Raw genomic sequence first — 25,898 nt, 5'->3', positions numbered from 1 at the left:
TATTACTATTCTTATTATTTTAAATTCTTTTTTAAATAAAAAGGTTATCATTTTCAGCAGAATACATATGCGTAAGCAATGAATTTGTTTCATCAGAATATAATTTACCTTTTTGTAAGTTCAAATTTGATTTTTGATTTTGAATTACCCCAAAAATATTTTTTAGGCTAATTGTTTTTAAGATTTTATATACTATTTTCATAATTTTAGTTTTAATGTTGAATAAAAAAAGCCCTTTTGGATGGCTACCAAAAGGGCTATAGTCAGGAAACTATAACAAAGATTTTATCTTTCACTTTCGGCAATAGCAAATGGGGATGCACATCGACATCTTGCAACACATCATTTTATTTACTATTGAATTATTCATTTTATTTTTTATTTTTTTACCATATATGTGATATAAGTTCATTTAGTTCTACTTGAAATCTAACTATATTCTCTTACATCACTTATATGGTTTAATTTTTTATCCTTTCAATTTAAATCAAAAAAAAACCTCCGCGAATTGCAGAGGTTTTATTGTTATTTTAGATTTATATACTAAACAATAGTGTGCTCTGCGGAAGTTTCCGACATCATACAGCACATATTTTTAATACCTAAATTCATTTTTCTTATTGTTTTGTCTGGCAAATTTGAGAACTTTTTTTGAGACCACCAAATAAAAATGTAAATAATTTCTATTACCCCTATCAAGTTACTATGTTATGTTAAATTTCTATTTAAAAATTTAAAAAAAACAGAAGTTTGATTTGCAAATCAAAATGGTTTTATACCTTTGCACGCGAATACAGAGGAAAAATTTGAACTGATTGCAACCTCTTCATAATGAAACGGTTCATTATGAATACTGAAAGATTGATTTCAGTAGTAAAAAATGCTAAAGCAGAAACTCTCCTTTAGCCCTTTTAGCAATTATTTCTCCTCGCTTAATTTTAATTTAATAAATTATTATGGCTTATTTATTTACGTCAGAATCTGTTAGTGAAGGGCATCCGGACAAAGTTGCAGATCAAATTTCGGATGCATTAATTGATAACTTTTTGGCATTTGATGCCGACTCAAAAGTAGCATGCGAAACTCTTGTTACCACAGGTCAGGTAATTTTGGCCGGAGAAGTAAAATCGAATACCTATCTTGATGTTCAGCAAATTGCGCGAGACGTAATCCGTAAAATAGGATATACAAAAAGCGAGTACATGTTTGAAGCTAATTCTTGTGGGATTCTTTCAGCAATTCATGAGCAATCAGCTGATATTAATCAGGGTGTTGACAGGGCTAAGCCAGAAGAACAAGGTGCGGGAGACCAGGGAATGATGTTTGGTTATGCCACTAACGAAACTGAAAACTTCATGCCATTGGCACTTGATTTATCTCATAAATTATTGCAGGAATTAGCCATTTTAAGACGTGAAAACAAAGAAATCAATTATTTACGTCCTGATGCTAAATCTCAGGTAACTTTAGAATATAGTGATGACAATAAACCAACTCGTATTGATGCGATTGTAATCTCAACTCAACACGATGATTTTGATGAAGAAGCTACAATGCTGGCTAAAATCAAAAAAGATATTATCGAAATTTTGATTCCAAGGATCATTGCTAAAAATCCGGCTCACGCTCATTTATTCAACGATAAAATCAACTACCATATTAACCCAACTGGAAAATTCGTTATTGGAGGACCTCACGGAGATACTGGTTTAACAGGAAGAAAAATCATTGTTGATACTTACGGTGGAAAAGGTGCTCACGGTGGTGGTGCTTTCTCCGGAAAGGATCCGAGTAAAGTAGACAGAAGTGCGGCGTATGCTACACGTCATATCGCTAAAAACTTAGTTGCTGCCGGTGTTGCTGCCGAAATCCTGGTACAGGTTTCTTATGCCATTGGAGTTGCTGAACCAATGGGTATTTTTATTGATACTTACGGAACTTCTAAAGTAGGCTTAACAAACGGCGAAATCGCTAAAAAAGTAGAGGCTTTATTTGATATGCGCCCTTACTTTATTGAGCAACGTTTGAAATTAAGAAACCCCATTTACAGCGAAACTGCTGCTTACGGGCACATGGGACGTAAACCGGAAACGGTAACTAAAACTTTTTCTGCTCCCGGAGGAAATGAAAAAACGGTTACTGTAGAATTGTTTACTTGGGAAAAACTTGATTTTGTTGATAAAGTAAAAGCTGAATTTGGATTGTAATTCAATCTGAAAAATTTATACAAAAAAAGGCTGTCCATTCATTTAGACAGCCTCTTTTATTTTCTCTTAATATTATCTTCTAAAAAATCAATTTATAACCAGCCAGAAAAAGCATAACAGCGATTGCATTTCTTAGAAATAAATCAGGAACTTTTCCACTTAGCATACTTCCGATAAAAATTCCCGGAAGCGATCCTAATAATAATTGGCCTAATAAAACTAAATCTAAATTCCCCATTGATGCGTGTCCAATACCGGCAACAAGAGTCAACGGAACGGCATGAGCGATTTCAGTTCCAACTAAACGGGGCGTTGGCAAAATTGGATAGAGGAAAAATAAAGTAACGGTACCCAAAGCTCCGGCGCCAATAGAAGTAAGTGTTACAGTTGCTCCTAACAATATGCCAATGCCAATAGTCAGCATATTCTGAGTATGGCTTTCACTGTGAAATTTATCACCCGCATGTTTTTGGGAATATTTTAATAACCTTTTTTTAAATAAAATGGCAACCGATGTAAAAAGTAACGCCCAGCCTAAACTGTATTTTATTACCGCATTTATAGTCGAAATATCTGTTTTAATACTGTTGAGTATCCATAAAGTCAATAATGCTGCGGGAACACTTCCTAAAGTTAGCCATCCTGTAATTGTCCAATTGATGTTTCCTTTTTTGTGGTGTACAAATACGCCCCCCATTTTGGTAAAAGCAGCATACAATAGATCAGTTCCAACGGCAGTTGTTGGAGGAATACCAAACCACAATAAAATAGGAGTCATTAAAGAACCGCCTCCCACACCTGTTAGTCCAACCACGAATCCTACCACTAAACCTGCAATTACTAGACCTATCTGTAAATCCATAAAAAATTTTGGCGTAAAAATATAAACAATTTTATAATTATCCTATGGATATGGTAGACTTTAGGAAAACATAATTGATGAACAAGATTATTTTGAGATTACAGTCTTCATATACAGTTAAATATGATTAAAAATTTATAAAAATTAATTTATTGACTGCTCTAAAATAGCTTATGTTAGGATTGAAAGATATTTAGAAGAGAAAAAAATTAAATATTGTTTTGATATTTAGAAATAAATAGTAATTTTGCCTTTCAATCTACTAAGCCGATAGGGTAATGGATTTTTGAAAAAGAGCCGTAGCAATAATATGGAGAAAGAACTGAAAATTAATAGTGATGATTTAAAGTCAGATACACCAATTAAAGAAAAACTTTGGGTTGCGATTCCTGTGGTTTTATTAGTAGGTTTATTGTCAATTTTGATTTATAATCATTATGCTGAGTTTTCTGTAGAAGGATTAATTGCAGGGTTCAATCAGGAGTTTTTAGTGTTTTTTGCCATTGGAGTTTTTGCCCAGCTAGTTGATGGAACTTTAGGAATGGGTTACGGAGCAACCTCAACTTCATTTTTATTGGCTTATGGAGTGCCACCAGTAGTTAGTAGTACTGGGGTTCACGTAGCTGAAATGTTTACAACCGGAGCATCTGCAATTTCGCATCATCGTTTTGGAAACATCAACAAAAAACTCGTAAAAAATCTATTAATTCCAGGGGTTTTAGGTTCGATTACTGGGGCTTATTTGTTGTCTGATATAATTGACGGCAATGTCATTAAACCATTTATCGCAGTTTATATGATTGTTTTGGCGATTATAATTATTAGAAAAGCGTTGGTTAAAAATATTATTAAAAAGAAAACCAAAAAATTAGGAATTCTGGCCGCTTTTGGAGGTTTTATGGATTCTGTTGGAGGTGGAGGCTGGGGACCAATTGTAACTTCTACGTTATTAGGAAGAGGAAGAAATCCAAGATATACAATAGGTTCAGTAAATGCAGCCGAATTTGCGGTTTCATTTGCAAGTGGTATTACCTTTATGTTTTTTGGAGGAATTCACGGATGGCAGGTTATCATAGGTTTAATTTTAGGAGGTGTTATGGCTGCTCCGCTGGCTGCTTTTTTAGTAAATAAAATTAAAAGAAAGCCAATGATGATTGCTGTAGGGATTTTAATTATACTATTGAGTTTGAAAACATTATCTAAATTATTGTAATAAATCATCAGGAAAGAGAACAACATGGATGCAAAAGATATAACAGTATTGTTGGATATAACAAAAGAATTTTCTCTCGAAGAAACATTGGCTTTTTTAGCGAATCAATATCCGGGAAAGGTTGTTTTTTCAACATCTTTTGGTCAGGAAGATCAGGTAATTACTGATTTTATTGCAAAAAGTAATCAGGAGATTACCATTTTTACATTAGATACAGGAAGATTGTTTCAGGAAACATATGATGTTTTTCATAAGACATTAAAAAAATATAAAAAACATATTGAGGTATATTTCCCGGAAGCAACCGCAGTTGAGAATTTACTGAAACAAAAAGGACCTAATAGTTTTTATGATTCGGTTGAGAACAGAAAAGAATGTTGTTTTATTCGAAAAGTAGTTCCGTTAAGAAAAGCTTTGGCAGGAAATGCAGTTTGGATTACGGGCTTAAGAGCCGAGCAATCGGAAAACAGACAGGATTTGAATTTGTTTGAATACGATGCAGGTTTTGAAATCATCAAATTTAATCCATTATTAAAATGGACTTTAGAGGAAGTTGAGAAGTATTTATCAGAAAACAATGTGCCTCAAAATGCCTTGCACAAAAAAGGTTTTGTAAGTATTGGATGTGCGCCTTGTACAAGAGCAATTTTTCCGGGTGAAGACATTAGAGCCGGAAGATGGTGGTGGGAATCAAGTCATAAAGAATGTGGTTTGCATAGTGCGAAGAAAGAGTAGGGTAAAGAAGAAAGAGCAAAGAAGAAAGAGAATATAGATTTAAAGTCCAGAGGAACGATTTATATTGTAGCGTCGGGTTTTAACCGATTGTGATTTAGAATGAAATAACGGATTTAATCCATTGCATAAAAAAGAATTAAGAATAAAAAAATACAAGCGGAAAGCTTTAGATCAGGCGAAAAACCTGAAACCTGAAACTTGAAACTTTTTAAAACAAAAAACAAAATGAGTTCAGTATTAAAAACAAATGCTTTAGAGAGCGAAGCGATATACATCTTTAGAGAAGTAGTTTCTCAGTTTGACAAACCGGTTTTGCTTTTTTCGGGAGGAAAAGATTCTATAACATTAGTGCGTTTGGCACAAAAGGCATTTTTCCCTGCAAAAATTCCTTTTCCATTATTGCACGTTGATACGGGACACAATTTTCCTGAAACAATTGCTTTCAGAGATAAATTGGTTGAAGAATTAGGATTAGAGTTAATCGTTCGTAATGTTCAGGATGCTATTGATGAAGGAAAAGTAGTTGAGGAAACCGGGAAATATTCCAGTAGAAATAGTTTGCAGACAACAACGCTTCTTGATGCTATCGAAGAATTTAAGTTTGATGCCTGTATTGGCGGAGCGCGTCGTGATGAAGAGAAAGCCAGAGCAAAAGAACGTATTTTTTCTGTTCGTGACGATTTTGGTCAATGGGATGAAAAAAATCAACGCCCTGAATTATTTGATATTTTGAATGGAAAAATTGAAAATGGTCAAAATGTTCGTGTTTTCCCAATTTCAAACTGGACAGAATTAGATGTTTGGAGTTATATTGAAAAAGAACACATCGAAATTCCATCTATCTATTTTTCACATAAAAGAAAAGTTTTTTTAAGAGACGGTATGATCTGGTCACATTCTCCTTTTGTATATCAGGAAGAAGATGAGCAAATCGAAGAAAGAATTGTTCGTTTCAGAACTGTTGGAGATATGAGTTGTACAGCAGCAGTTGATTCTTACGCAGCAACAATTGCTGAAGTAGTTGGCGAAATCAGATCTTCAACAATTTCAGAAAGAGGGGCGAGAATCGATGATAAACGTTCTGAAGCCGCAATGGAGAAAAGAAAGCAACAAGGATACTTTTAAAAATTGTAAAAAGTATATTGTAAAATGCTAAGATTGAGTTCTTGTTTTACAAAATACATTTTACAAAATACATTTTACATTAATACAATATACAATTTCATAAGAATGGAAGTTTTAAAAATAGCAACAGCAGGAAGTGTAGATGATGGAAAAAGTACTTTGATCGGAAGATTATTGTATGATACAAAATCATTGACTACTGATAAAATAGAAGCAATCGAAAAAAGCAGTAAGCAAAAAGGATATGATTATCTTGATTTCTCACTGGCTACTGACGGATTGGTAGCAGAGAGAGAACAAGGAATTACGATTGATGTAGCGCACATTTATTTTTCGACTGCAAAGAAAAGTTACATTATTGCCGATACTCCTGGTCACGTAGAATATACCAGAAACATGGTTACAGGAGCTTCAACGTCTCAGGTTTCTATCATTTTAATTGATGCCAGAAAAGGAGTTATTGAGCAAACCTACCGTCACTTTTTCATCAATAATTTATTGAGGGTAAAAGAAGTAATTGTGGCAATCAACAAAATGGATTTAGTCGATTATTCTGAAGAAGTTTTCAATAAAATCAAAGCCGATTTTCAGGCATTGAATGCTAAAAGTACTTTCAAGGAACAAAACGTAAGCTACATTCCGTTAAGCGCTTTGACAGGAGATAATGTAGTGGAAAAATTAGGAGGAATGCCTTGGTACGAAGGACAGACAATTTTGGAACATTTAGAAGACTTGCATTCTTCAGATGTTTTTGAAGCTGGAAAAGCACGTTTCCCGGTTCAGACCGTTATTCGTCCAAAAACAGAAGAATACCATGATTTTAGAGGGTATGCCGGAAAATTATACGGGAACTCCATTAAAGTTGGTGATGCTGTAACCGTTTTACCTTCTTTAACCGAATCAAAAGTTACAAACATTCACTTTTTCGATAAGCAATTTGATGAAGCTGTTGCAGGTTCATCCATCACAATCGAACTAGAAAACGATATCAATGTTACAAGAGGCGATATGATTGTAAAATCTGATGAGCTTCCAAAAATTGAAAAAGATATTGTGACTACTGTATGTTGGATGGACAGCAAAAAATTAGTTCCAGGAGCTAAATATTTTGTACAGCATAATACAAACAGGGTTTTAGCTAAAATTGAGCGTGTTACCAATACAATTGCGACTGATTATTCAGGAACTACGCCGGCATCACAATTAGCAATTAATGAAATTGGAGAAGTAAGTATCAAATTAAGCAAAGCATTATACTTTGATTCTTATAATGAAAATAAATCAAACGGTGCTTTTATTTTAATTGATGCTGTAACCAATACAACAGCAGGAGTAGGATTTATTAGATAGGAAGCTTTCAGCTTCAGCTATGGGCTTTGAGCCTAGCGCTTTTGGATAATGGTTAAAACCTAATTTTAGAGTAAATCTAAAAATATATAAGTTTATAATACAGATAACAGCCCACAGCTCATAGCCCAAGGCTCAAAGCTTAAAAGAATATGGAAAGTTTTAGAACAGAAATAGAAAATCCGATAGTTCAGAAAGAGATTATCGATTTAGAAAAAAAGATTCATTTATTCCGTGGAGGAGAAATTGATGATGAGCGTTTTCGTAGTCTTCGTTTAGCGCGTGGAATTTACGGTCAGCGCCAGGAAGGCGTTCAGATGATTCGTATCAAATTGCCTTATGGTAAAGTGACCAGCGAACAATTGGTACGTATTACTAAAGTTTCTGATGAATATTCTACAGGGCGTTTGCATATCACAACACGTCAGGATATTCAGATTCACTACGTAAGTTTAGACAGAACTCCGGAACTTTGGGCAAATTTGGCAAAAGACGATGTTACCTTGCGTGAAGCTTGTGGAAATACCGTAAGAAATATTACAGGAAGTGAATTGGCGGGAGTAGATGTAAATGAACCATTTGATGTTACGCCTTATGCACACGGAATGTTTCAATATTTATTGAGAAATCCAATTTGTCAGGAAATGGGACGTAAATTCAAAATTTCGTTCTCATCATCTGATGAAGATACAGCTTTGAGTTATTTACACGATTTAGGATTTATTCCGAAAATTGTAAACGGTGAAAAAGGTTTTAAAGTAGTTTTTGGTGGAGGTTTAGGTTCACAGCCTGCTCATGCCGAATTACTTTCAGAATTTATCCCGGTTAATCAAATCATTCCAACAGCTGAAGGCATCATTCGTATTTTTGACCGATACGGTGAGCGTGCGAAAAGAATGAAAGCCCGTATGAAATTCTTAATCAAGGAAATGGGAAGAGATGTTTTCCTTGATTTGGTTGAAAAAGAGAAAAAAGCAATTGCTTTTGAAACATACGAAATTGATACAACCGCTTTTGACGGACCAATTCCGGAACCATTATTAGAAGTTCCGCAGGTTACAATCGAAGATACGGCAGCATATGACGCGTGGAAAAAATCGAATGTAATTGCACAGAAGCAAGAAGGTTATTACGCTATCGGAATAAAAGTTTTATTAGGAGATTTTTATACCGATAAAGCGAGATTATTAGCTGAGTTGATTAAAAATTATGCAGCAAATGAATTGCGTTTTTCATTGCGTCAGAATATTGTAATTCGTCACGTAAAAGAAGAAAATTTACCTTTCTTTTATCAGGAATTAGCCAAATTGGACTTTGTTCATTTAGGTTATAATTCTACAGTGGATATTACAGCATGTCCCGGTACTGATACTTGTAATTTGGGGATTGCAAGTAGTACCGGTATTGCAGATGAATTGGAGAAAGTTTTAAATGCAGAGTATCCTCAATATCTAAACAATCAGGAAATTGAAATAAAAATCAGCGGTTGTATGAATGCTTGCGGACAACACAATATGTCGGCAATTGGTTTTCAGGGAATGTCAATTAATTCTGGAAAATTAGTAGCTCCGGCATTGCAGGTTTTATTAGGTGGAGGAAGATTAGGAAATGGAGTTGGACGTTTTGCTGACAAAGTAATTAAAATCCCAAGCCGAAGAGGACCAGATGCTTTACGTACGATTTTAAATGATTTTGATGCCAATGCAAACGGAGAAAAATTCCTGAATTATTACGATCAAAAAGGAGAGAAATATTTCTATGAAATTTTAAAACCTTTTGCAGATGTAACCAATTTAACCGAAGCTGATTTTATAGATTGGGGTAATGCAGATAACTATGTAAAAGCAGTTGGAGTTGGAGAATGTGCCGGTGTTGTAATTGATTTGGTAGCTACTTTATTATTAGAAGCAAAAGACAAATTGACGTTCGCTCAGGAATCATTTGATGAAAATAAATGGTCTGACGCAATTTATCACGCATATGCAGGATTTGTAAACGGTGCAAAGGCATTATTGCTTTCTGAAAACGAAAAAACAAACAATCATGCAGGAATTGTTGATTTGTTTGATACTGTTTTCATTGCAACTTCTAAAATTGAATTGCCAACAAGCTTTAAAGAATTGGTGTATCAAATCAATAAAACAGAACCTTCTGAAGCATTTGCAAAAAAATATATTCAGGAAGGAATTGCCTTTTTTGATATAATTGAAAAATACAGAGCTCAGGAATTAGCTAATGCTTAATATTAAACCAAAAGTAACTTTAGTCGGCGCTGGCCCCGGAGATCCGGATCTGCTTACGCTAAAAGCCGCAAAAGCACTGGCCGAAGCGAATGTGGTTTTGTATGATGCATTGGCGAATGATGAAATATTAGCGCATGCTCCAAAGGACTCCATCAGAATTTTTGTTGGAAAGCAAATTGGAAATCACACTTATACACAGGATCAGATCAATCAGTTGATTGTAGATAATGCGTTAACCTACGGAAACGTAGTTCGGCTAAAAGGCGGAGATCCATTTATTTTCGGACGTGGAAGTGAAGAAATAGAATTTGCGGAGAGTTTCGGAATCGAAACGTTTGTAATTCCCGGAGTTTCATCGGTAGTTGCAGTTCCGGCGAGTCAGGGAATATCGATTACAAAAAGAGGTGTTTCTGAAAGCTTTTGGGCAATCACGGGAACAACTTCCGACAGAAGATTATCTTCGGATGTTGCCTTGGCGGCTCAATCATCTGCAACAGTTGTGATTTTGATGGGAATGCACAAATTGCCCCAAATTATCGAATTGTTTCAAAAAGAAGATAAAGGCGATTTACCTGTAGCGATCATTCAAAACGGAACAACAACTGAAGAAAAAGTTGGAGTTGGAACGGTAGATTCGATTTTAGAAATTGTAAAAGAGAAAAAATTAAGTTCACCGGCGATTATTGTTTTAGGAGAAGTGGTTCGCGAAAGCCATAAATTAAAAGGGTTTTACGAGGAATTTCTATCAAAAGAAATCATTCGATAAAAGTTCCGTAGGAACGTTACATATTGTAGTGTCGGGTTTCAACCCGATGTACGCAGAGAATTGAATTAATTCTGATGGATACATAAATCGGATTCAATACGAAATAATATGTAAATTGGATTTTTTATCCAATGAAAATAAATTAAAATGGAACAAAATGAATTATATCCAATATTTTTAAAACTGCACAATCTGAATGTTTTGATTGTGGGAGGAGGAAATGTCGGATTAGAAAAGCTTTCTTTTTTACTGAAATCAAGTCCAAATGCCAATGTTGAGGTGGTGGCGCCTGACTTTCACTTAGAAATTAAGGTTTTGGCAGAAAAGCATCCTTCAATAAAACTGACGGAAGCGAAGTTCAAAAAGAAAATGCTCAAAAAACGCCACATGGTAATTGCTTGTACTGATGATTTAAAAGTCAATAAGAGAGTATATGATTTATCAAGAAAGCGTTATTTGATTTGCAATATTGCTGATACGCCCGATTTATGTGATTATTATTTAGGCGGAATCGTAACGAAAGGGAATGTGAAAATTGCCATTTCAACCAACGGAAAATCACCTACAACCGCCAAAAGGCTGCGGGAGTTTTTTGAAGAAGTAATTCCTGAGGATATCAATAAAATGGTTGAAAACCTCAATGAATACAGAAAAACCTTAAAGGGCGATTTTGAAGATAAAGTTAAAAGAATGAATGAAATCACCGCTTCTTTAAAAAATGAAGAGTAAAGTTTAGAGAATATAGATTAAAGAACAAAGAAAATAGAATTCAGTTCCGTAGGAACGACCCATATTGTAACGTCGGGTTTTAACCCGATGATTTTGAAGACAAGGTTAAAAAGATGAACGAAATTACCGCTTCATTAAAAAATAAAGAGTAAAAAAAATTACAAAGAAATGAATGATAAAAATCATTCAAATTAAAATAAATTATTCCTTTCTTTGTGCTATTAAGAATGATTATAAACAACAACATAATGATTAAAACAGATATACTTATAATTGGAGCTGGACCAACAGGTTTATTTGCCGTTTTCGAGGCAGGATTATTAAAATTAAAATGCCATATTTTAGATGCGTTGCCACAAGCAGGAGGACAACTTTCAGAATTGTATCCTAAAAAGCCTATTTATGACATTCCCGGTTTTCCGGAAGTATTGGCAGGAGATTTAATTGATAACTTGCAGGAACAAATTAAGCAGTTTGAACCGGGTTATACATTAGGTGAGCGTGCTGAAACAATCGAAAAACAAGAAGACGGAAGTTTCATTGTTACTTCAAACAAAGGAAAGAAATTCCACGCACCTGTAATTGCAATTGCAGGAGGTTTGGGAAGTTTCGAACCACGTAAGCCTCTTATTGAAGATATCGAGTTTTATGAAGATAAAGGAGTAAAATACTTCATCAAAAATCCGGAGAAATTCAGGGATAAAAGAGTAGTTATTGCCGGAGGAGGAGATTCAGCTTTAGACTGGAGTATTTTCCTTGCCAATGTAGCTTCAGAAGTAACTTTAATTCACCGTAGAAACGAATTTAGAGGTGCTTTGGATTCTGTAGAAAAAGTACAGGAATTAAAAACTGCCGGAAAAATCAAACTAATTACACCTGCAGAAGTAATCGGAATTAACGGTGCTGAGCATGTTGAATCTTTGGATATCGAAGAAAACGGAGCACACCGTAAAATCGAAACGGATTTCTTTATTCCACTTTTCGGATTAACACCAAAATTGGGACCAATCGCAGATTGGGGACTAGATATCGAGAAAAACGCAATTAAAGTAAATAACGCCTTAGATTACCAAACCAATATTCCGGGAATCTTCGCCATTGGTGACGTAAACACGTATCCTGGAAAACTAAAATTGATCCTTTGCGGTTTCCACGAAGCGACTTTAATGTGTCAGGCGGCCTATCAAATTATTAATCCTGGTAAAAAATACGTTTTAAAATATACCACCGTTTCAGGTGTTGACGGTTTCGACGGAACTCGTAAAGAAGCTCCAAAAGCTGTTGTTAAGGCAATTGTATAAATTTGAAGATGCTAAGTCGCTAAGTTTCTAAGTGACTAAGATTTAAAATAGTAAAGCTCAAACTTGCAATATAGTTTGAGCTTTTTTATTCGTATTCTTTTATATAAATTTGATTATGATGAATTTAGAGGCTAGAAAATATCAATTTATTCAGGAGTTGGTTAAAGTTGATGATGAGAGCGTTTTAGAGAAACTGGAATTGGTTTTGAAAGCAAATCAAAGTGATTGGTTTGATAAAATGTAAGCTTCAGAAGAAGCTGAAATTCAAATTGGATTTGAGCAGGCTGATAAGGGTGGGTTAACAGGCCATGATGATGTTATGAAAAGATTTTCAAAATGGCATTAAAGATTGAATGGACATCACAGGGGATAAAAGGTTTTGATGAGGTTATTGATTACTTGGAGGTAAATTGAACAGCGAAGGAAATTTTAAATCTGGAAACTAAAATTCAACAGGTAATAAATCAAATAAGTTTTAATCCTGAACAATTTCCAAAATCAAAAAGAAAACAAAGTTTGCATAAAGCATTTGTTGATAAAAAACAATTATTTGGTATACAGAATAAATACAGCATCTGAAATTATCGAAATTATTAATTTTAGAGAAACAAAGCAAAACCCAAAATATTAAAATTACTACATAATCAGGTCTTAAAATCTTAGTAATTTACCACTTCAGAAACTTAAAAAAAACTTGCAAGTGGTAAGGCTATTTCATAACTTTGCGCCGTTCCTATTTTTATTGTCAGTTATCACGAAAGGCGGAGGGAAAGACCCAATGAAACCTTAGCAACCCTTTATCATAAAGAAGGTGCTACATTCTACTTAATACTCACACAGTAATTAAGATAGATAACACAAATACATTAAGTATTTTCCAACATTTCCTGATAACATACAATATATTTTACTGAATCAATTTCAGTATCATGAGCGAATCATTGATGCATTTTTGCAGTCATGGGTTCCCGCTTTCGCCTTTATCTCTCCGTTTCACTACGAGGATACCGGCTCAATCGGGGCTAGTTAGCCTACAGTAGTGAATTTTTGGAATTAATGTGAATCAAACGGTCGAAACCTAACAGGTTTTCAAAACATGTTAGGTTTACTTAAGATAATAATAGAATTAAACAAGCTTTAACGCCTTTGCGTTTTTGCAAGAAAGGAAAAATATGTCAATAACAATTCAGGAAGCAATCAAAAAAAAAATCCTAATCCTTGATGGGGCAATGGGAACCATGCTGCAACGCTACAATTTCTCCGAAGAAGATTTTCGTGGAGAGCGTTTCAAAGATTTTCCGCATCCGCTAAAAGGAAACAACGATTTACTATCCTTAACACAACCAAAAGCAATCCGTGATGTTCACGCCGCTTATTACGAAGCCGGTGCAGACATTGTAGAAACGAATACTTTTTCAGGAACGACAATTGGTATGGCTGATTATTTTCTGGAAGAGTACGTTTACGAATTAAACTACGAATCAGCTAAAATTGCCCGTGAAGTAGCCGATGAATTTACCGCCAAAAATCCAAATAAACCACGTTTCGTTGCCGGTTCAATCGGACCGACAAACAGAACAGCAAGTATGTCACCGGATGTAAACGATCCGGGTTACAGAGCTGTAACGTTTGATGATTTACGTATTGCCTACAAACAACAAGTCGAAGCCTTAATGGACGGTGGCTGCGATTTACTTTTAGTAGAAACGATTTTCGATACCTTAAATGCCAAAGCCGCACTTTTTGCAATCGAAGAAGTAAAAGACGATCGTAATCTTGATATTCCAATCATGGTTTCAGGAACAATTACAGATGCTTCAGGAAGAACGCTTTCCGGACAAACGGTTGAAGCTTTCCTGATTTCAGTATCACATATTCCGTTATTGAGTGTAGGATTCAATTGCGCTCTTGGAGCAGATTTATTGAAACCGTATTTAAAAACATTATCACAGCATACTCAGTTTAATGTTTCGGCACATCCCAATGCAGGTTTGCCAAACGCATTCGGACAATATGATGAAACACCGGAACAAACTCAGGCCTTAATCAAAGAATATTTAGATGATAATTTAATCAACATAATCGGAGGCTGTTGCGGAACAACTCCGGATCATATTCGATTAATTGCTGAGGTGGCGAAGGATTATAAGCCACGTGTGGCGCCGGTATTGGTGTAAGATGGAAAAAATAAAACATAAAGTAGTCTTGAATGCAAACGGAGCCGAAATAGCTGTTTTGCATTTTGGAGATGAAAACGATTATCTTTCATTAACGGATATTGCTAAATTTAAAAATGCAGATGATGCTTTTATTGTTGTAAATAATTGGCTTAGAAGTAAGGATACAATTCTTTTTGTAGGATTATGGGAACAATTAAATAATCCTAATTTTAAACCTATCGAATTCGATAGGTTTAAAAACGAAGCAGGAACAAACGCTTTTACGTTATCTCCTCAAAAGTGGATAAGTACAACAAATGCTATTGGTATTGTTTCAAAATCAGGGAGATATGGAGGGACTTTTGCGCATAAAGATATTGCTTTTGAGTTTGCATCTTGGGTTTCAGCGGAGTTTAAGTTATATATTATTAAGGATTACCAAAGGTTAAAAAATGACGAAAATAGTCGTCTTTCTTTGAATTGGAATTTAAGTAGAGAGTTGTCTAAAATAAATTATCGTATTCATACAGATGCAATAAAAAATAATTTAATTCCAAAAGATATTAGCCAAGCTTTAAGTGGTATTGTTTACGCAAGTGAAGCTGATGTGTTAAATATAGCCTTGTTTGGCATTACCTCAAAACAATGGAGGAGTCAAAATTTAAGTATTAAAGGAAATATTCGTGATCAAGCAACATATCATCAACTTATCGTTTTGGTAAATATGGAAAGTATGAATGCTGAATTAATAAAACTAGGATTGAGCCAAGATGAAAGAGCTCTACGTTTAAATAAAATGGCTATAGAACAAATGACATCACTCTTGAAAATAGAACAGAAGAAATTGACATAACGCAAATTGAAATTCAAGAAAAAAACAATTATGAAACCGAATGCCACGTGAGGGATAGAAGCGGCTAGCCCACAGCCTGACGAAGGAAGCGCGAGGACTAATAGTGGATAGCCCGGCCCTTGGGACACGCCCAGAATAAGTTTGTTAGGATTTATATCGTTTTAGATTTGAAATATTTGGAATGAGATTGCTTCGTTCCTCGCAAAGACAAGCAAGACGTTGAAGTAACAGTTCCAGAGGGACGAAACATATTGTAGCGACGGAATTTATACCGTTGAAAATTGAAAAGAAAATGGCAGAAAAAAGAAGAGACCTTGTATTAGCAGGATTAGAACCGTTGATTATTACGCCCGAAAGTGTTTTTGTAAACGTTGGGGAACGTACGAATGTTACGGGTTCAAGAAAATTCCTTCGCTTAATCAAGGAAGAGAAATATGACGAGGCGCTTGATATTGCAAGACAACAAGTAGAAGGTGGAGCACAAATCATCGATATTAATATGGATGAGGGAATGCTTGATGGTGTTCAGGCAATGACAAAATTCCTGAATTTAATTGCATCAGAACCGGATATTTCGAGAGTGCCGATTATGATCGACAGTTCGAAATGGGAAATTATCGAAGCGGGTCTTAAAGTAGTACAAGGGAAAAGCGTTGTCAACTCGATTTCGTTGAAAGAAGGTGAAGAAGCCTTTATTCACCACGCCAAATTAATCAAACGTTATGGAGCGGCGGCTATTATTATGGCTTTTGACGAAGTAGGTCAGGCCGATAATTTTGAGCGTAGAGTTGAAATTTGTCAGCGTTCGTATGATATTTTGGTAAACAAAGTTGGTTTCCCTCCGCAGGATATCATTTTCGATTTGAACATATTCCCGGTTGCAACGGGAATGGATGAGCATAAGTTGAATGCGATTGATTTTTTCAGAGGTACAAAATGGGTTCGTGAAAACTTGCCGCACGCACACATTAGCGGTGGTGTAAGTAACGTTTCGTTTTCTTTCAGAGGAAATGATCACGTTCGTGAAGCGATGCACTCGGTTTTTTTATACCACGCGATTCAGAACGGAATGACGATGGGAATCGTGAATCCGGAAATGCTTTCGATTTATGATGATATTCCGAAGGATTTATTAGAACACGTTGAAGACGTAATTTTAAACAGACGTGACGATGCAACGGAACGACTTTTAGATTTTGCAGAGAACGTAAAAGGTGAAGTAAAAAGTGATGAAAAAGCGATTCAGGAATGGCGTTTAGGAACGGTTCAGGAGAGAATTACACATTCACTAGTAAAAGGAGTCGATGCTTTTATAGAAATTGATGTTGAAGAGGCTCGTCTTGCTGCAACAAAACCAATTGAAGTTATCGAAATTAATTTGATGACGGGAATGAACGTGGTTGGAGACTTATTCGGAAGCGGAAAAATGTTCCTGCCACAGGTTGTAAAATCTGCACGTGTAATGAAAAAAGCGGTGGCTTATCTTTTGCCTTATATCGAAGCCAGCAAACAAGCCGGTGACAAACAGGGGAACGGAAAAATCCTGATGGCAACCGTAAAAGGAGACGTTCATGATATTGGTAAGAATATTGTTTCGGTGGTTTTGGCGTGTAATAATTACGAGATTGTAGATCTTGGCGTTATGGTGCCTCCGGAAAAAATTATTGCGGCAGCGATTGAACATAATGTAGACATTATCGGATTAAGCGGACTGATCACGCCTTCGCTTGACGAAATGGTATATCTCGCCAAAGAATTAGACAAACAAAATATTAAGATTCCGATTATGATTGGGGGAGCAACTACTTCGCGCGCGCATACTGCCGTGAAAATTGCGCCGCAATATAGAGAAACTGTAATTCATGTAAATGATGCTTCGAGAGCCGTTACCGTGGCAGGAAATTTATTAGATCATAACCGTAAAATATATGCAAGCGATATTCGTGCAGAATATGATGCGTTTAGGGAAACGTTTTTGAATCGTTCAAGAGATAAAAACTTCCTGACGATAGAGCAGGCACGTAAAAACAAATTACAATTGGATTGGGAAAATTTCACTCCGGTGAAACCAAACATAATTGGAGAACAGGTTATCGAAGTTGATTTGGATGTTTTGGTTCCGTATATTGACTGGACGCCGTTTTTCAGAACCTGGGAATTGTTCGGGAAATATCCGGCAATTTTAACCGATGAGGTGGTTGGAGAACAGGCGACTTCTGTTTTTGCAGATGCTCAGGAAATGCTGAAAATAATTTTAGCAGAGAAAAAATTACAGGCCAAAGGAATTTACGGCATTTTCCCTGCCAATCAAATCAACGATGATGATATTGAATTGACAGATGAAAACGGAAAACCATTGCAGACATTTTTGACTTTACGCCAGCAGTCACAAAAAACAAAAGGAGCTCCAAACATCGCATTAGCCGATTTTATTGCGCCAAAAGAAAGCGGTAAAATCGATTATATGGGCGCATTTTGCGTAACAACCGGTTTTGGTGTTGACGAATGGGCTGCCGAATTCGAAAAAGACCTTGACGACTATAATTCGATTATGGTTAAAGCATTAGCGGACCGTTTTGCGGAAGCTTTCGCCGAATATCTTCACGAAAAAGTACGTAAGGAAATTTGGGGTTATTCATCAGATGAGAATCTAAGTACCGAAGAAATGATTTCTGAAGATTACAGAGGAATTCGTCCGGCACCGGGTTATCCGGCTTGTCCTGACCATTTAGAAAAACCGACAATATGGAAACTTCTGAATGTAGAAAAAGAAATCGGGGTTACCCTGACTGAAAGCATGGCGATGTGGCCGGCTTCATCCGTTTCCGGGTACTATTTCGGAAATCCGCAAAGTAAATATTTCGGACTCGGAAAAATAAAAGAAGATCAGGTTGTAGATTACGCAAAACGTAGAAATGTACCAACTGATTACGCCATGAAATGGTTAAATCCTAATATAGCAGATTAAAGAAAAGTTTTAAGTTTCAGGTTTCAAGTTACATACGAACTTGAAACCTGAAACTTGAAAAACTTGAAACAAAAGTAAAAAATGAAAGTAACAGAACATATAGAAAACGCCAAAGGAAAAACATTATTCTCATTTGAAATTATTCCGCCTCAAAAAGGAAAAAGCATTCAGGAATTATACGACAATATTGATCCGTTAATGGAGTTTAAACCACCATTTATAGATGTAACTACTTCGCGTGAAGAGTATATTTATATTGATAAGGGCAACGGACTTTTAGATAAAAAACTAACCCGTATGCGTCCGGGAACGCTTGGAATTTGCGCTTCTATAAAACATAAATACAATGTAGATACCGTGCCACACTTACTTTGTGGCGGATTTACGCAGGAAGAAACGGAATATATGCTGGTTGATTGTCATTATCTTGGAATCAATAACGTAATGGCGCTTCGTGGTGATGCGATGAAAGACGAACAATCTTTTGTGCCTAAAGTTGGCGGGAATAATTTTGCTATTGATCTGGTAAAGCAAATCAATGCATTGAATTGCGGAAAATATTTGCACGAAGTGATGGATATCGATAACAAAGCCGATTTTTGCATTGGGGTTGCAGGTTATCCTGAAAAACATTTAGAGTCGCCATCCTTACAATCTGATTTAAGAAGATTGAAAGAAAAAGTAGATGCCGGGGCTGATTATGTGGTTACACAAATGTTTTTTGACAATTCAAAATATTTTGCCTTTGTTGAGAAAGCAAGGGAAATGGGCATAACGGTACCAATTATTCCTGGAATCAAGCCAATTGCCGTTCAAAAACACATGCAGATTTTACCCCAGATTTTCCGTATCGATCTACCGGAAGATTTAATTCACGCTGTTGATAAATGCAAGAATAATGCAGAAATCAAACAGGTAGGAATTGAGTGGGCAATTCAGCAGTCATTAGAACTAAAAGCGGCCGGAGTTCCTTTTTTACATTATTATTCTATGGGTAAATCAGAAAATATTCGTCAAATCGCCAGTCAGGTTTTTTAAATAAAGTTATTAAGAATTAAGATTCATTTTATTTAAAAGTTTAATTTAGCTTAAATTCTTAATAATAAAAATCAGGAACTATTTACTGCGTCAGTTCGCTGTCGCTTGTGTCCAGCTGTTCGCTGTATCTTTTTTGTTCAGGTTTTGTCTATATTAGAAAATAATTTCAAGACAAAAAAGGATACTGCTTCCATCAGGGCCAGGCATTAGGAATTCAAGTTTCAAATTAGTTAAATTACTGCGATTATGAAAAAAGAGGAATTAATCGAAATAGCTTCACAATTAAAACTTCCCAAAGGAGAAAAAGGAATAGAAATGGGTAATATGATGCATGAAACAAACATCAATATGACCCGAAATGCTATTCAGAATCTCAACATCACAAGTGGAAATAATATACTTGAGCTTGGTCATGGAAATGCAGGACATTTAGAATCTCTTCTCAAAAAAGGTACTAATTTAAACTATTACGGTCTCGAAATTTCTGAATTGATGTTTCAGGAAGCACAGCAAATCAACAAAAATTTTATAGCTAAAAAACACGTTCATTTTTCACTTTACGATGGAAATGAAATCCCGTTTCAGGAAAATTTTTTCGATAAAATTTTTACTGTAAACACAATATACTTCTGGCAAAATCCGGAAAAAATGCTGTTGGAGATTTATAGGGTCTTAAAAACTAAAGGGATTTTCTGCTTAACATTTGCTCAGGAAAGCTTCATGAAACAGCTCCCTTTTACAAAATATGAATTCGAGCTCTACACCACAGAAAAAGTGGAGAATTTAATTGAAAAAACGCTTTTTAAGATAAAATATTCAGAAACTCTGAAAGAAAAAATAAAAAGTAAAACCGGTGAGTTGGTTGATAGGATTTTTACAACCATTATTTTGGAAAAGTAATTTTTGAACTCTTTTTTTGAGTAATTTAATTGATTTTTTGTTCATGGTTCATTCTAAATTGTAACACTTTTAGATTTATGGGGGTTAAAAAAATCAATTTTCTCGAAAGTTACAGTAGTATTTTCTTGCTTCTGGGCGGAATTATACTTGGCAGTATTTTAGGATTGTTTTTTGGTAAAGATGTCGAAGTTATAAAACCACTTGGGGATATATTTCTGAATTTACTTTTTACCGCAATTATCCCGCTTATTTTTTTCACGATTGCTTCTTCTATTGCTAATTTAGAAAGAACAGAAAAACTTGGAAAGCTTTTCATTATAATGATTGCCGTTTTTTTAGCAACAATTTTAATATCGGCTATAGTAATGATTTTGGCAGTTTATCTTTTTCCAATTCATCAGAATATTATAGTTTCTAAAATTCCAATCGAAAATATTCAATCCGGGAGTATTGGAGATCAGATTGCACAGTTGCTTACGGTAAATGATTTCTTCGAATTGTTATCCCGAAAAAGTATGCTGGCACTTATTATTTTTTCTTTTTTAATAGGTTATGCCAGTTTACAATCCAGAGAAAAGGGAAGTAGTTTCAGAAGTTTTCTGGATTCAGGTAACGAAGTCATGAAACAGTTTTTGACCATAATTATGAAAATGGCACCAATTGGTTTAGGAGCTTATTTTGCATATCAGGTTGGCGTTTTCGGACCACAATTATTTGGGGTTTATGCCAGGCCGTTGGGCATTTATTATGGGGCCTGTATCTTTTATTTCTTTGTATTTTTTAGTTTATATGCTTTTATTGCTGGAGGGAAAAGAGCATTTGTAGTGTTTTGGAGCCACAATATTACGCCTGCTTTAACAGCAGTTGGTACCTGCAGCAGTATTGCGACAATTCCGGCAAATCTTGAAGCAGCAGAAAAAATGAATATTCCAAATCATGTTCGGAATCTGGTTATTCCGCTTGGGGCGCCATTACACAAAGATGGTTCGAGTATGTCTTCAATTTTAAAAATAACGGTTCTTTTTGCCATGTTTGGAAAAGATTTTACAGAGCCTTCAACAATACTTTTAGCGTTAGGAATTACAGTAATCGTTTCTATTGTTGAAGGTGGAATTCCAAATGGAGGTTATATTGGAGAAGTTCTGGCTATTACCATTTATGGTTTCCCAATGGAGCAGGCTTTGCCGGTAGCTATGATTTTAGGAACTCTTGTCGACCCAATTGCTACTTTATTAAATGTCAATTGCGATTTGATTTGTTCGATGATGATTTCCCGGTTTTCTGAGAAGACAAAATGGTAAGATTATGATTTATAACTATTTCAAAATAAAATAATGAATCCAGCATTACAACACGACCTAAACGATTTCGAAAATATTTTAGAAAAAGCAAAACAACAAGGAATCGATTTTTTGAATAATCTTGATAATGTTTCCACTTCTAATAAAAACTCAATTGATTATACCAGAGAATTAAATGAATTAGGGGTAGGGTCTTTGGCCGCTTTAGAAGAATTTAATGAAAGATTGGCACCGCTAATGGTCGCTTCTTCCGGACCAAGATATTGGGGCTTTGTAACTGGCGGAGCAACACCGGCCTCGATTGTTGGCGATTGGCTAACTTCAGTTTATGATCAAAACACACAAGCTGTAAAAGGACAGGGTGGTACTTCGGCATTAATCGAATTTGAAACAATCAATTTACTTTTGCAATTATTAGATCTTCCAAAATCATTTTTAGGAGGATTTGTAACTGGAGCAACAATGTCGAATTTCACTTGTTTAGGAGTAGCGAGACAATGGTTTGGAAAACAGTTTGGGAAAGATTTCGCTAAGAACGGAATTTCAGAAGCTATAAATATCTTTTCTGCCACTCCACATTCTTCTTCGATAAAATCATTGTCAATGTTAGGGATTGGAAGCAATAACTTCACTACAATTAAAACAATTGAAGGAAATCGTGAAGCAATTAATATTGTTGATTTAGAGAAAAATATCGAAAGTCTAAACGGAAAGCCTTTCATCCTAATTTCGAGTGCAGGAACAGTAAATATAGCCGATTTTGATGATTTTGAAGCTATTTCAAAACTAAAAGAAATATACAATTTCTGGTGGCATATTGATGCCGCTTTTGGAGGATTTGCTGCGGTTTCGGATAAGTTTAAACATTTGGTCGATGGTTGGGAAGGAGCAGACAGTATTACAATCGATTGCCACAAATGGTTAAATGTGCCTTATGAAAGTGCTTTTTATTTAATTAAAAAAGAGCACGCAAGTTTACAAATAGAAACCTTTCAGAATTCGAACGCGCCTTATTTAGGAAATCCGTTAGAGAATTTTAATTATTTGAATGTATTACCTGAAAACTCAAGACGTTTAAGAGCGTTACCGGTTTGGTTTTCATTACTGGCTTACGGAAAGGAAGGCTTTTGCGATATTGTCGAAAACAGTGCTTTGATGGCATATCATTTTGGGAATGAATTGATTGAGGATGAAAATTTTGAATTGATGGCTCCAATTCGCCTGAACAATGTTTGCTTTACTTTAAAAGGAGATCACAATCAGGAAAAGGTATCACAGTTTTTGACAAGTCTTAACGATACTGGAAAAGTATTTATGACTCCGACTGTTTATCAAAACCGAAAAGGAATTAGGGCATCTTTTGTAAACTGGCGAACAACTGAAAACGATATTAGAATCGTCATAAGCGAAATGAAAGCTGTTATTTCAGCAATTTAATTTTATCAATGAATCATTTTTTAGATCCTGCTTATACATTTAAGCAGGATTTTTTATGTTTTTTTGTAAGTTTTTTAATAACTAACATTTGAGTTTTAACTTTTAATTGATAAAAATTAATCAGATCTTAAAGTTAATATTAGTTTAATCTTAAAAATAAAACTATTTATTATTGATTTCATCTTATAAAAGTTAATTATTATTTTTATTTAGAATAATTAAATATAATTTGGAAATACTCTTTGTGGAAGTTAATTTTGTCCCAAATTTTAATTCAACCAAATTTTATATAATGCAAATAAATAGAATGGTAACCCTGATGTTGTTTTTTTTAACTTCAATTCAGGGCTTTTCACAAAGCAAGGTAAATTTAAATGGAATAGTCTTATCAGATAATAGTAAGCCTGTAGAAGGCGTTTCAGTAGCATTAAAAGGAACAACTTATTCAGCCTTAACCGATGAAAAGGGAGAATATGAAATTACTGCTGAACCGGGAAATTATATATTGTTATTTAGTTATGTTGGTTTTAAGCCAAAACAAGTCAAAATTATTTTAGGACAATCAGATAAAACGATTCCAACTATATTTATTGAGGAAGATATGGCGGCTTTAGATGAAGTTCAGGTAAAGGGTAAATCTAAAGTACAACGTGTTAAGGAACAAGCTTATAACATTACAGCAGTTAATTTGAAAAAACTTTATAACTCTTCAGCAGATTTGAATCAGGTTTTGAATAGGACTACAGGAGTTCGTGTACGTGAAACAGGAGGAATGGGCTCTGAATTTAAGTTTTATCTAAACGGTTTTACAGGAGATCAGGTAAAATTCTATATGGACGGTATTCCGATGGATAATTACGGTTCATCATTCACATTGAATAATATTCCTACCACTATGGCTGAACGCATTGATGTTTACAAAGGCGTTGTACCAATTGAACTTGGAGGCGATGCAATAGGAGGTGCTGTGAATATTGTAACCAATAAAACTGCCAGACGATTTATTGACGCTTCTTATAGTTTTGGTTCTTTTAATACACATAAAGCAGCTCTCAATACTAGGTTTACTACAAAAAATGGTATAATGACCAATCTTAATGCTTTTGTTAATTATTCAGATAATAATTATAAAGTTGATGCTAGTATTCCTGATCCTTTTTCAGGAGTTTTTGGACCTAAACAAGAAGTAGAGCATTTTCATGATCAATACAAGCAAGCTACAATCATGGCAGAAGTTGGAGTAAGAGATAAAAAATATGCAGATTATCTATTAATTGGTGCTGCAGTAAGCGCAAATAGAAATGAAATACAGCAAGGAGTTACAATGATAAATGTGGTGGGAGATGCTTTTACAGATAGTAAAAATTTTGTGCCCTCATTGAAATATAAAAAGTCAAATTTGTTTGTTAAAAACTTAACAGCAACTTTAGCTGCTTCTTATAATATAATGCAAGAACGTGTTATTGATACTTCATCTGCACGCTACGATTGGTCAGGTAATTACGTAATTAAAAGTTATGAAAGTGGTGGAGAAATTAATGTGAATAAACTTTTAACAGTATTAGATATAAAATCGCTTCAAAGTAATGCCAATTTAAAATACGATCTAAACGAAAACAATGCTTTCGGCCTCAATTATTCATATTTAGGATATAAACGTACACAATATGATGAGTATGATGAGGATGTTGAATTGATTAAACCTCGATTAGACAAGAATTTTCTAGGTTTTTCTTATAATTTAACAGCTCTTCAAAAGCGTTTATCTTATGTAGCTTTTGCTAAAATGTATAATTTAAAAGGTGAGGTAATGGGTGATGGTGATTTTTATGGTGAACGTGAAAAAATAAACATTTCGTTTAATGATTGGGGATATGGTACAGTGGCAGCTTATTTTATTATTCCGGAAGAACTGCAAATCAAAGCATCGTATGAACACGCCTACAGACTTCCATCAGCTGTTGAATTGTTGGGAGATGGAGGGTCTAGAATAATACCAAATCCTAATCTTAAACCCGAAACTAGTGATAATATAAATATAAATATCTCCTATAATAATTTTTTTGATAAGCATTCTTTTGGAATAGATGGAGGGTTTATTTACAGGAACTCAAAAGATTGGATCCAAATTGGAAGAGGGCTTACTAAGGTGCCGTACGAAAATTTTAAAAAAGTTGAAATTACAGGTTTTGAAGGTGTTGTTCGATATGGCTATAAGAAATGGTTCACTTTTGATGCAAATGTAACTTACCAGCAAACTTTGAATAAGGATGATACCCTTGTGCCTAATACAAATCAGGTTAATTATTTTTATAACAAACAAATGGGAAATACTCCGATTTTATGGGGTAATTCCGATTTGGGTTTCCACTTCAAAAACATCAAATATACTGATGATAACTTTACAGTTAATTTATCGGGTAGTTATTCAGATAGTTATTATTTGAATCCCCCTAGCTTAGGTGGAGAAAATAAAAGAGAAATTCCGGAGCAATTGTACTATTCAGCTGCTATGTCATACTCCTGGCAAAATGGACGTTACAACGCTGTATTAGAATGTAACAATATTACAGATGAGAACTTATATGATTATTTCAATGTGCAAAAACCTGGCAGGTCATTTACATTAAAATTAAGATACTTCTTTATGTAAACTAAAAACTAAAATTATAATCCTTATTTAAAACCTGCAATCTATGCAGATACAATTAATT

The 25,898-nt window shown here is 34.8% G+C and carries 20 protein-coding genes and 1 riboswitch; of the genes, 18 read left to right on the top strand and 2 right to left on the bottom strand.

Annotated elements, in window-relative coordinates; translation table 11 throughout:
- Positions 1 to 31: 31 nt before the first annotated feature.
- Positions 32 to 202: a hypothetical protein gene (locus tag J2W48_RS00645; RefSeq protein WP_310276528.1), complete on the bottom strand. Its 171-nt coding sequence runs from the start codon at positions 200 to 202 to the stop codon at positions 32 to 34.
- 754 nt (positions 203 to 956) lie between these two features.
- On the opposite strand from J2W48_RS00645, the gene metK reads away from it, so the two are divergent.
- Positions 957 to 2,207, top strand: coding sequence for a methionine adenosyltransferase (metK, locus tag J2W48_RS00640; protein ID WP_310276525.1), 1,251 nt, complete (start codon positions 957 to 959; stop codon positions 2,205 to 2,207).
- Between the two features lie 79 nt (positions 2,208 to 2,286).
- Here metK and J2W48_RS00635 read toward each other — a convergent pair whose 3' ends face one another.
- Positions 2,287 to 3,069: a sulfite exporter TauE/SafE family protein gene (locus J2W48_RS00635; protein WP_310276522.1), complete on the bottom strand. Its 783-nt coding sequence runs from the start codon at positions 3,067 to 3,069 to the stop codon at positions 2,287 to 2,289.
- 310 nt (positions 3,070 to 3,379) lie between these two features.
- On the opposite strand from J2W48_RS00635, the gene J2W48_RS00630 reads away from it, so the two are divergent.
- The 17 genes from J2W48_RS00630 to J2W48_RS00550 all read left to right on the top strand — a co-directional run bounded on the left by J2W48_RS00630 (position 3,380) and on the right by J2W48_RS00550 (position 25,837).
- Positions 3,380 to 4,282 (top strand): sulfite exporter TauE/SafE family protein, encoded by a 903-nt coding sequence (locus tag J2W48_RS00630; protein ID WP_310276519.1) that lies wholly within the window; start codon positions 3,380 to 3,382, stop codon positions 4,280 to 4,282.
- A gap of 24 nt (positions 4,283 to 4,306) precedes the next feature.
- Positions 4,307 to 5,017 (top strand): phosphoadenylyl-sulfate reductase, encoded by a 711-nt coding sequence (locus J2W48_RS00625; protein WP_310276516.1) that lies wholly within the window; start codon positions 4,307 to 4,309, stop codon positions 5,015 to 5,017.
- Positions 5,018 to 5,242: 225 nt separating this feature from the next.
- A complete protein-coding gene (gene cysD / locus J2W48_RS00620; protein ID WP_310276513.1) occupies positions 5,243 to 6,142 on the top strand; it encodes a sulfate adenylyltransferase subunit CysD in 900 nt (299 codons plus the stop codon).
- Positions 6,143 to 6,247: 105 nt separating this feature from the next.
- Positions 6,248 to 7,492 (top strand): sulfate adenylyltransferase subunit 1, encoded by a 1,245-nt coding sequence (locus J2W48_RS00615; protein WP_310276510.1) that lies wholly within the window; start codon positions 6,248 to 6,250, stop codon positions 7,490 to 7,492.
- A 149-nt stretch (positions 7,493 to 7,641) separates the two neighbouring features.
- Positions 7,642 to 9,732 (top strand): nitrite reductase, encoded by a 2,091-nt coding sequence (locus J2W48_RS00610; RefSeq protein WP_310276507.1) that lies wholly within the window; start codon positions 7,642 to 7,644, stop codon positions 9,730 to 9,732.
- Positions 9,725 to 10,498 carry a uroporphyrinogen-III C-methyltransferase gene (gene cobA / locus J2W48_RS00605; protein ID WP_310276504.1) on the top strand — a complete coding sequence of 258 codons (774 nt, stop codon included), beginning with the start codon at positions 9,725 to 9,727 and terminating at the stop codon, positions 10,496 to 10,498. The genes J2W48_RS00610 and cobA overlap by 8 nt, the downstream gene beginning before the upstream one ends.
- Before the next feature lie 147 nt (positions 10,499 to 10,645).
- On the top strand, positions 10,646 to 11,227 hold the full coding sequence (locus tag J2W48_RS00600; protein WP_310276502.1) for a precorrin-2 dehydrogenase/sirohydrochlorin ferrochelatase family protein: 582 nt from the start codon (positions 10,646 to 10,648) through the stop codon (positions 11,225 to 11,227).
- Positions 11,228 to 11,475: 248 nt separating this feature from the next.
- Positions 11,476 to 12,528 (top strand): NAD(P)/FAD-dependent oxidoreductase, encoded by a 1,053-nt coding sequence (locus tag J2W48_RS00595; protein ID WP_310276499.1) that lies wholly within the window; start codon positions 11,476 to 11,478, stop codon positions 12,526 to 12,528.
- 115 nt (positions 12,529 to 12,643) lie between these two features.
- The gene (locus J2W48_RS00590) at positions 12,644 to 12,772 is read left to right on the top strand and encodes a hypothetical protein (protein WP_310276496.1); all 129 of its coding nucleotides are present in this window, start codon (positions 12,644 to 12,646) and stop codon (positions 12,770 to 12,772) included.
- 502 nt (positions 12,773 to 13,274) lie between these two features.
- Positions 13,275 to 13,387, top strand: a riboswitch (SAM riboswitch).
- Between the two features lie 313 nt (positions 13,388 to 13,700).
- Complete coding sequence (locus J2W48_RS00585) at positions 13,701 to 14,705, top strand: homocysteine S-methyltransferase family protein (RefSeq protein WP_310276493.1); 1,005 nt, start codon at positions 13,701 to 13,703, stop codon at positions 14,703 to 14,705.
- Position 14,706: 1 nt separating this feature from the next.
- Complete coding sequence (locus J2W48_RS00580; RefSeq protein WP_310276491.1) at positions 14,707 to 15,540, top strand: KilA-N domain-containing protein; 834 nt, start codon at positions 14,707 to 14,709, stop codon at positions 15,538 to 15,540.
- A 292-nt stretch (positions 15,541 to 15,832) separates the two neighbouring features.
- Positions 15,833 to 18,508 carry a methionine synthase gene (gene metH, locus J2W48_RS00575; protein WP_310276488.1) on the top strand — a complete coding sequence of 892 codons (2,676 nt, stop codon included), beginning with the start codon at positions 15,833 to 15,835 and terminating at the stop codon, positions 18,506 to 18,508.
- An 81-nt stretch (positions 18,509 to 18,589) separates the two neighbouring features.
- A complete protein-coding gene (gene metF, locus J2W48_RS00570; RefSeq protein WP_310276485.1) occupies positions 18,590 to 19,546 on the top strand; it encodes a methylenetetrahydrofolate reductase [NAD(P)H] in 957 nt (318 codons plus the stop codon).
- A gap of 246 nt (positions 19,547 to 19,792) precedes the next feature.
- Positions 19,793 to 20,446, top strand: a complete 654-nt coding sequence (locus tag J2W48_RS00565; protein ID WP_310276482.1) for a class I SAM-dependent methyltransferase — start codon at positions 19,793 to 19,795, stop codon at positions 20,444 to 20,446.
- A gap of 77 nt (positions 20,447 to 20,523) precedes the next feature.
- The gene (locus tag J2W48_RS00560; protein ID WP_310276479.1) at positions 20,524 to 21,747 is read left to right on the top strand and encodes a dicarboxylate/amino acid:cation symporter; all 1,224 of its coding nucleotides are present in this window, start codon (positions 20,524 to 20,526) and stop codon (positions 21,745 to 21,747) included.
- Positions 21,748 to 21,780: 33 nt separating this feature from the next.
- On the top strand, positions 21,781 to 23,184 hold the full coding sequence (locus tag J2W48_RS00555) for a pyridoxal phosphate-dependent decarboxylase family protein (protein WP_310276474.1): 1,404 nt from the start codon (positions 21,781 to 21,783) through the stop codon (positions 23,182 to 23,184).
- Between the two features lie 292 nt (positions 23,185 to 23,476).
- Positions 23,477 to 25,837 (top strand): TonB-dependent receptor, encoded by a 2,361-nt coding sequence (locus J2W48_RS00550; RefSeq protein ID WP_310276471.1) that lies wholly within the window; start codon positions 23,477 to 23,479, stop codon positions 25,835 to 25,837.
- The last annotated feature ends 61 nt before the right edge of the window (positions 25,838 to 25,898 follow it).

The organism is Flavobacterium piscis (assembly GCF_031457575.1).
Lineage (GTDB): Bacteria > Bacteroidota > Bacteroidia > Flavobacteriales > Flavobacteriaceae > Flavobacterium > Flavobacterium piscis_A.
Note: the sequence above shows the minus strand (reverse complement) of the source record. Positions and strands in the feature narration are given on the sequence as shown.

What these genes read in the sequence shown, in the direction of transcription:
- J2W48_RS00635 (WP_310276522.1), bottom strand. Translation starts at nt 3,069, where the DNA reads ATGGATTTACAGATAGGTCTAGTAATTGCAGGTTTAGTGGTAGGATTC.
- J2W48_RS00630 (WP_310276519.1), top strand. Translation starts at nt 3,380, where the DNA reads ATGGAGAAAGAACTGAAAATTAATAGTGATGATTTAAAGTCAGATACA.
- cobA (WP_310276504.1), top strand. Translation starts at nt 9,725, where the DNA reads ATGCTTAATATTAAACCAAAAGTAACTTTAGTCGGCGCTGGCCCCGGA.
- J2W48_RS00580 (WP_310276491.1), top strand. Translation starts at nt 14,707, where the DNA reads ATGGAAAAAATAAAACATAAAGTAGTCTTGAATGCAAACGGAGCCGAA.
- J2W48_RS00600 (WP_310276502.1), top strand. Translation starts at nt 10,646, where the DNA reads ATGGAACAAAATGAATTATATCCAATATTTTTAAAACTGCACAATCTG.
- J2W48_RS00645 (WP_310276528.1), bottom strand. Translation starts at nt 202, where the DNA reads ATGAAAATAGTATATAAAATCTTAAAAACAATTAGCCTAAAAAATATT.
- J2W48_RS00555 (WP_310276474.1), top strand. Translation starts at nt 21,781, where the DNA reads ATGAATCCAGCATTACAACACGACCTAAACGATTTCGAAAATATTTTA.
- J2W48_RS00565 (WP_310276482.1), top strand. Translation starts at nt 19,793, where the DNA reads ATGAAAAAAGAGGAATTAATCGAAATAGCTTCACAATTAAAACTTCCC.
- metK (WP_310276525.1), top strand. Translation starts at nt 957, where the DNA reads ATGGCTTATTTATTTACGTCAGAATCTGTTAGTGAAGGGCATCCGGAC.
- J2W48_RS00560 (WP_310276479.1), top strand. Translation starts at nt 20,524, where the DNA reads ATGGGGGTTAAAAAAATCAATTTTCTCGAAAGTTACAGTAGTATTTTC.
- J2W48_RS00615 (WP_310276510.1), top strand. Translation starts at nt 6,248, where the DNA reads ATGGAAGTTTTAAAAATAGCAACAGCAGGAAGTGTAGATGATGGAAAA.
- J2W48_RS00610 (WP_310276507.1), top strand. Translation starts at nt 7,642, where the DNA reads ATGGAAAGTTTTAGAACAGAAATAGAAAATCCGATAGTTCAGAAAGAG.
- metH (WP_310276488.1), top strand. Translation starts at nt 15,833, where the DNA reads ATGGCAGAAAAAAGAAGAGACCTTGTATTAGCAGGATTAGAACCGTTG.
- cysD (WP_310276513.1), top strand. Translation starts at nt 5,243, where the DNA reads ATGAGTTCAGTATTAAAAACAAATGCTTTAGAGAGCGAAGCGATATAC.
- J2W48_RS00585 (WP_310276493.1), top strand. Translation starts at nt 13,701, where the DNA reads ATGTCAATAACAATTCAGGAAGCAATCAAAAAAAAAATCCTAATCCTT.
- J2W48_RS00590 (WP_310276496.1), top strand. Translation starts at nt 12,644, where the DNA reads ATGATGAATTTAGAGGCTAGAAAATATCAATTTATTCAGGAGTTGGTT.
- J2W48_RS00625 (WP_310276516.1), top strand. Translation starts at nt 4,307, where the DNA reads ATGGATGCAAAAGATATAACAGTATTGTTGGATATAACAAAAGAATTT.
- metF (WP_310276485.1), top strand. Translation starts at nt 18,590, where the DNA reads ATGAAAGTAACAGAACATATAGAAAACGCCAAAGGAAAAACATTATTC.
- J2W48_RS00550 (WP_310276471.1), top strand. Translation starts at nt 23,477, where the DNA reads ATGCAAATAAATAGAATGGTAACCCTGATGTTGTTTTTTTTAACTTCA.
- J2W48_RS00595 (WP_310276499.1), top strand. Translation starts at nt 11,476, where the DNA reads ATGATTAAAACAGATATACTTATAATTGGAGCTGGACCAACAGGTTTA.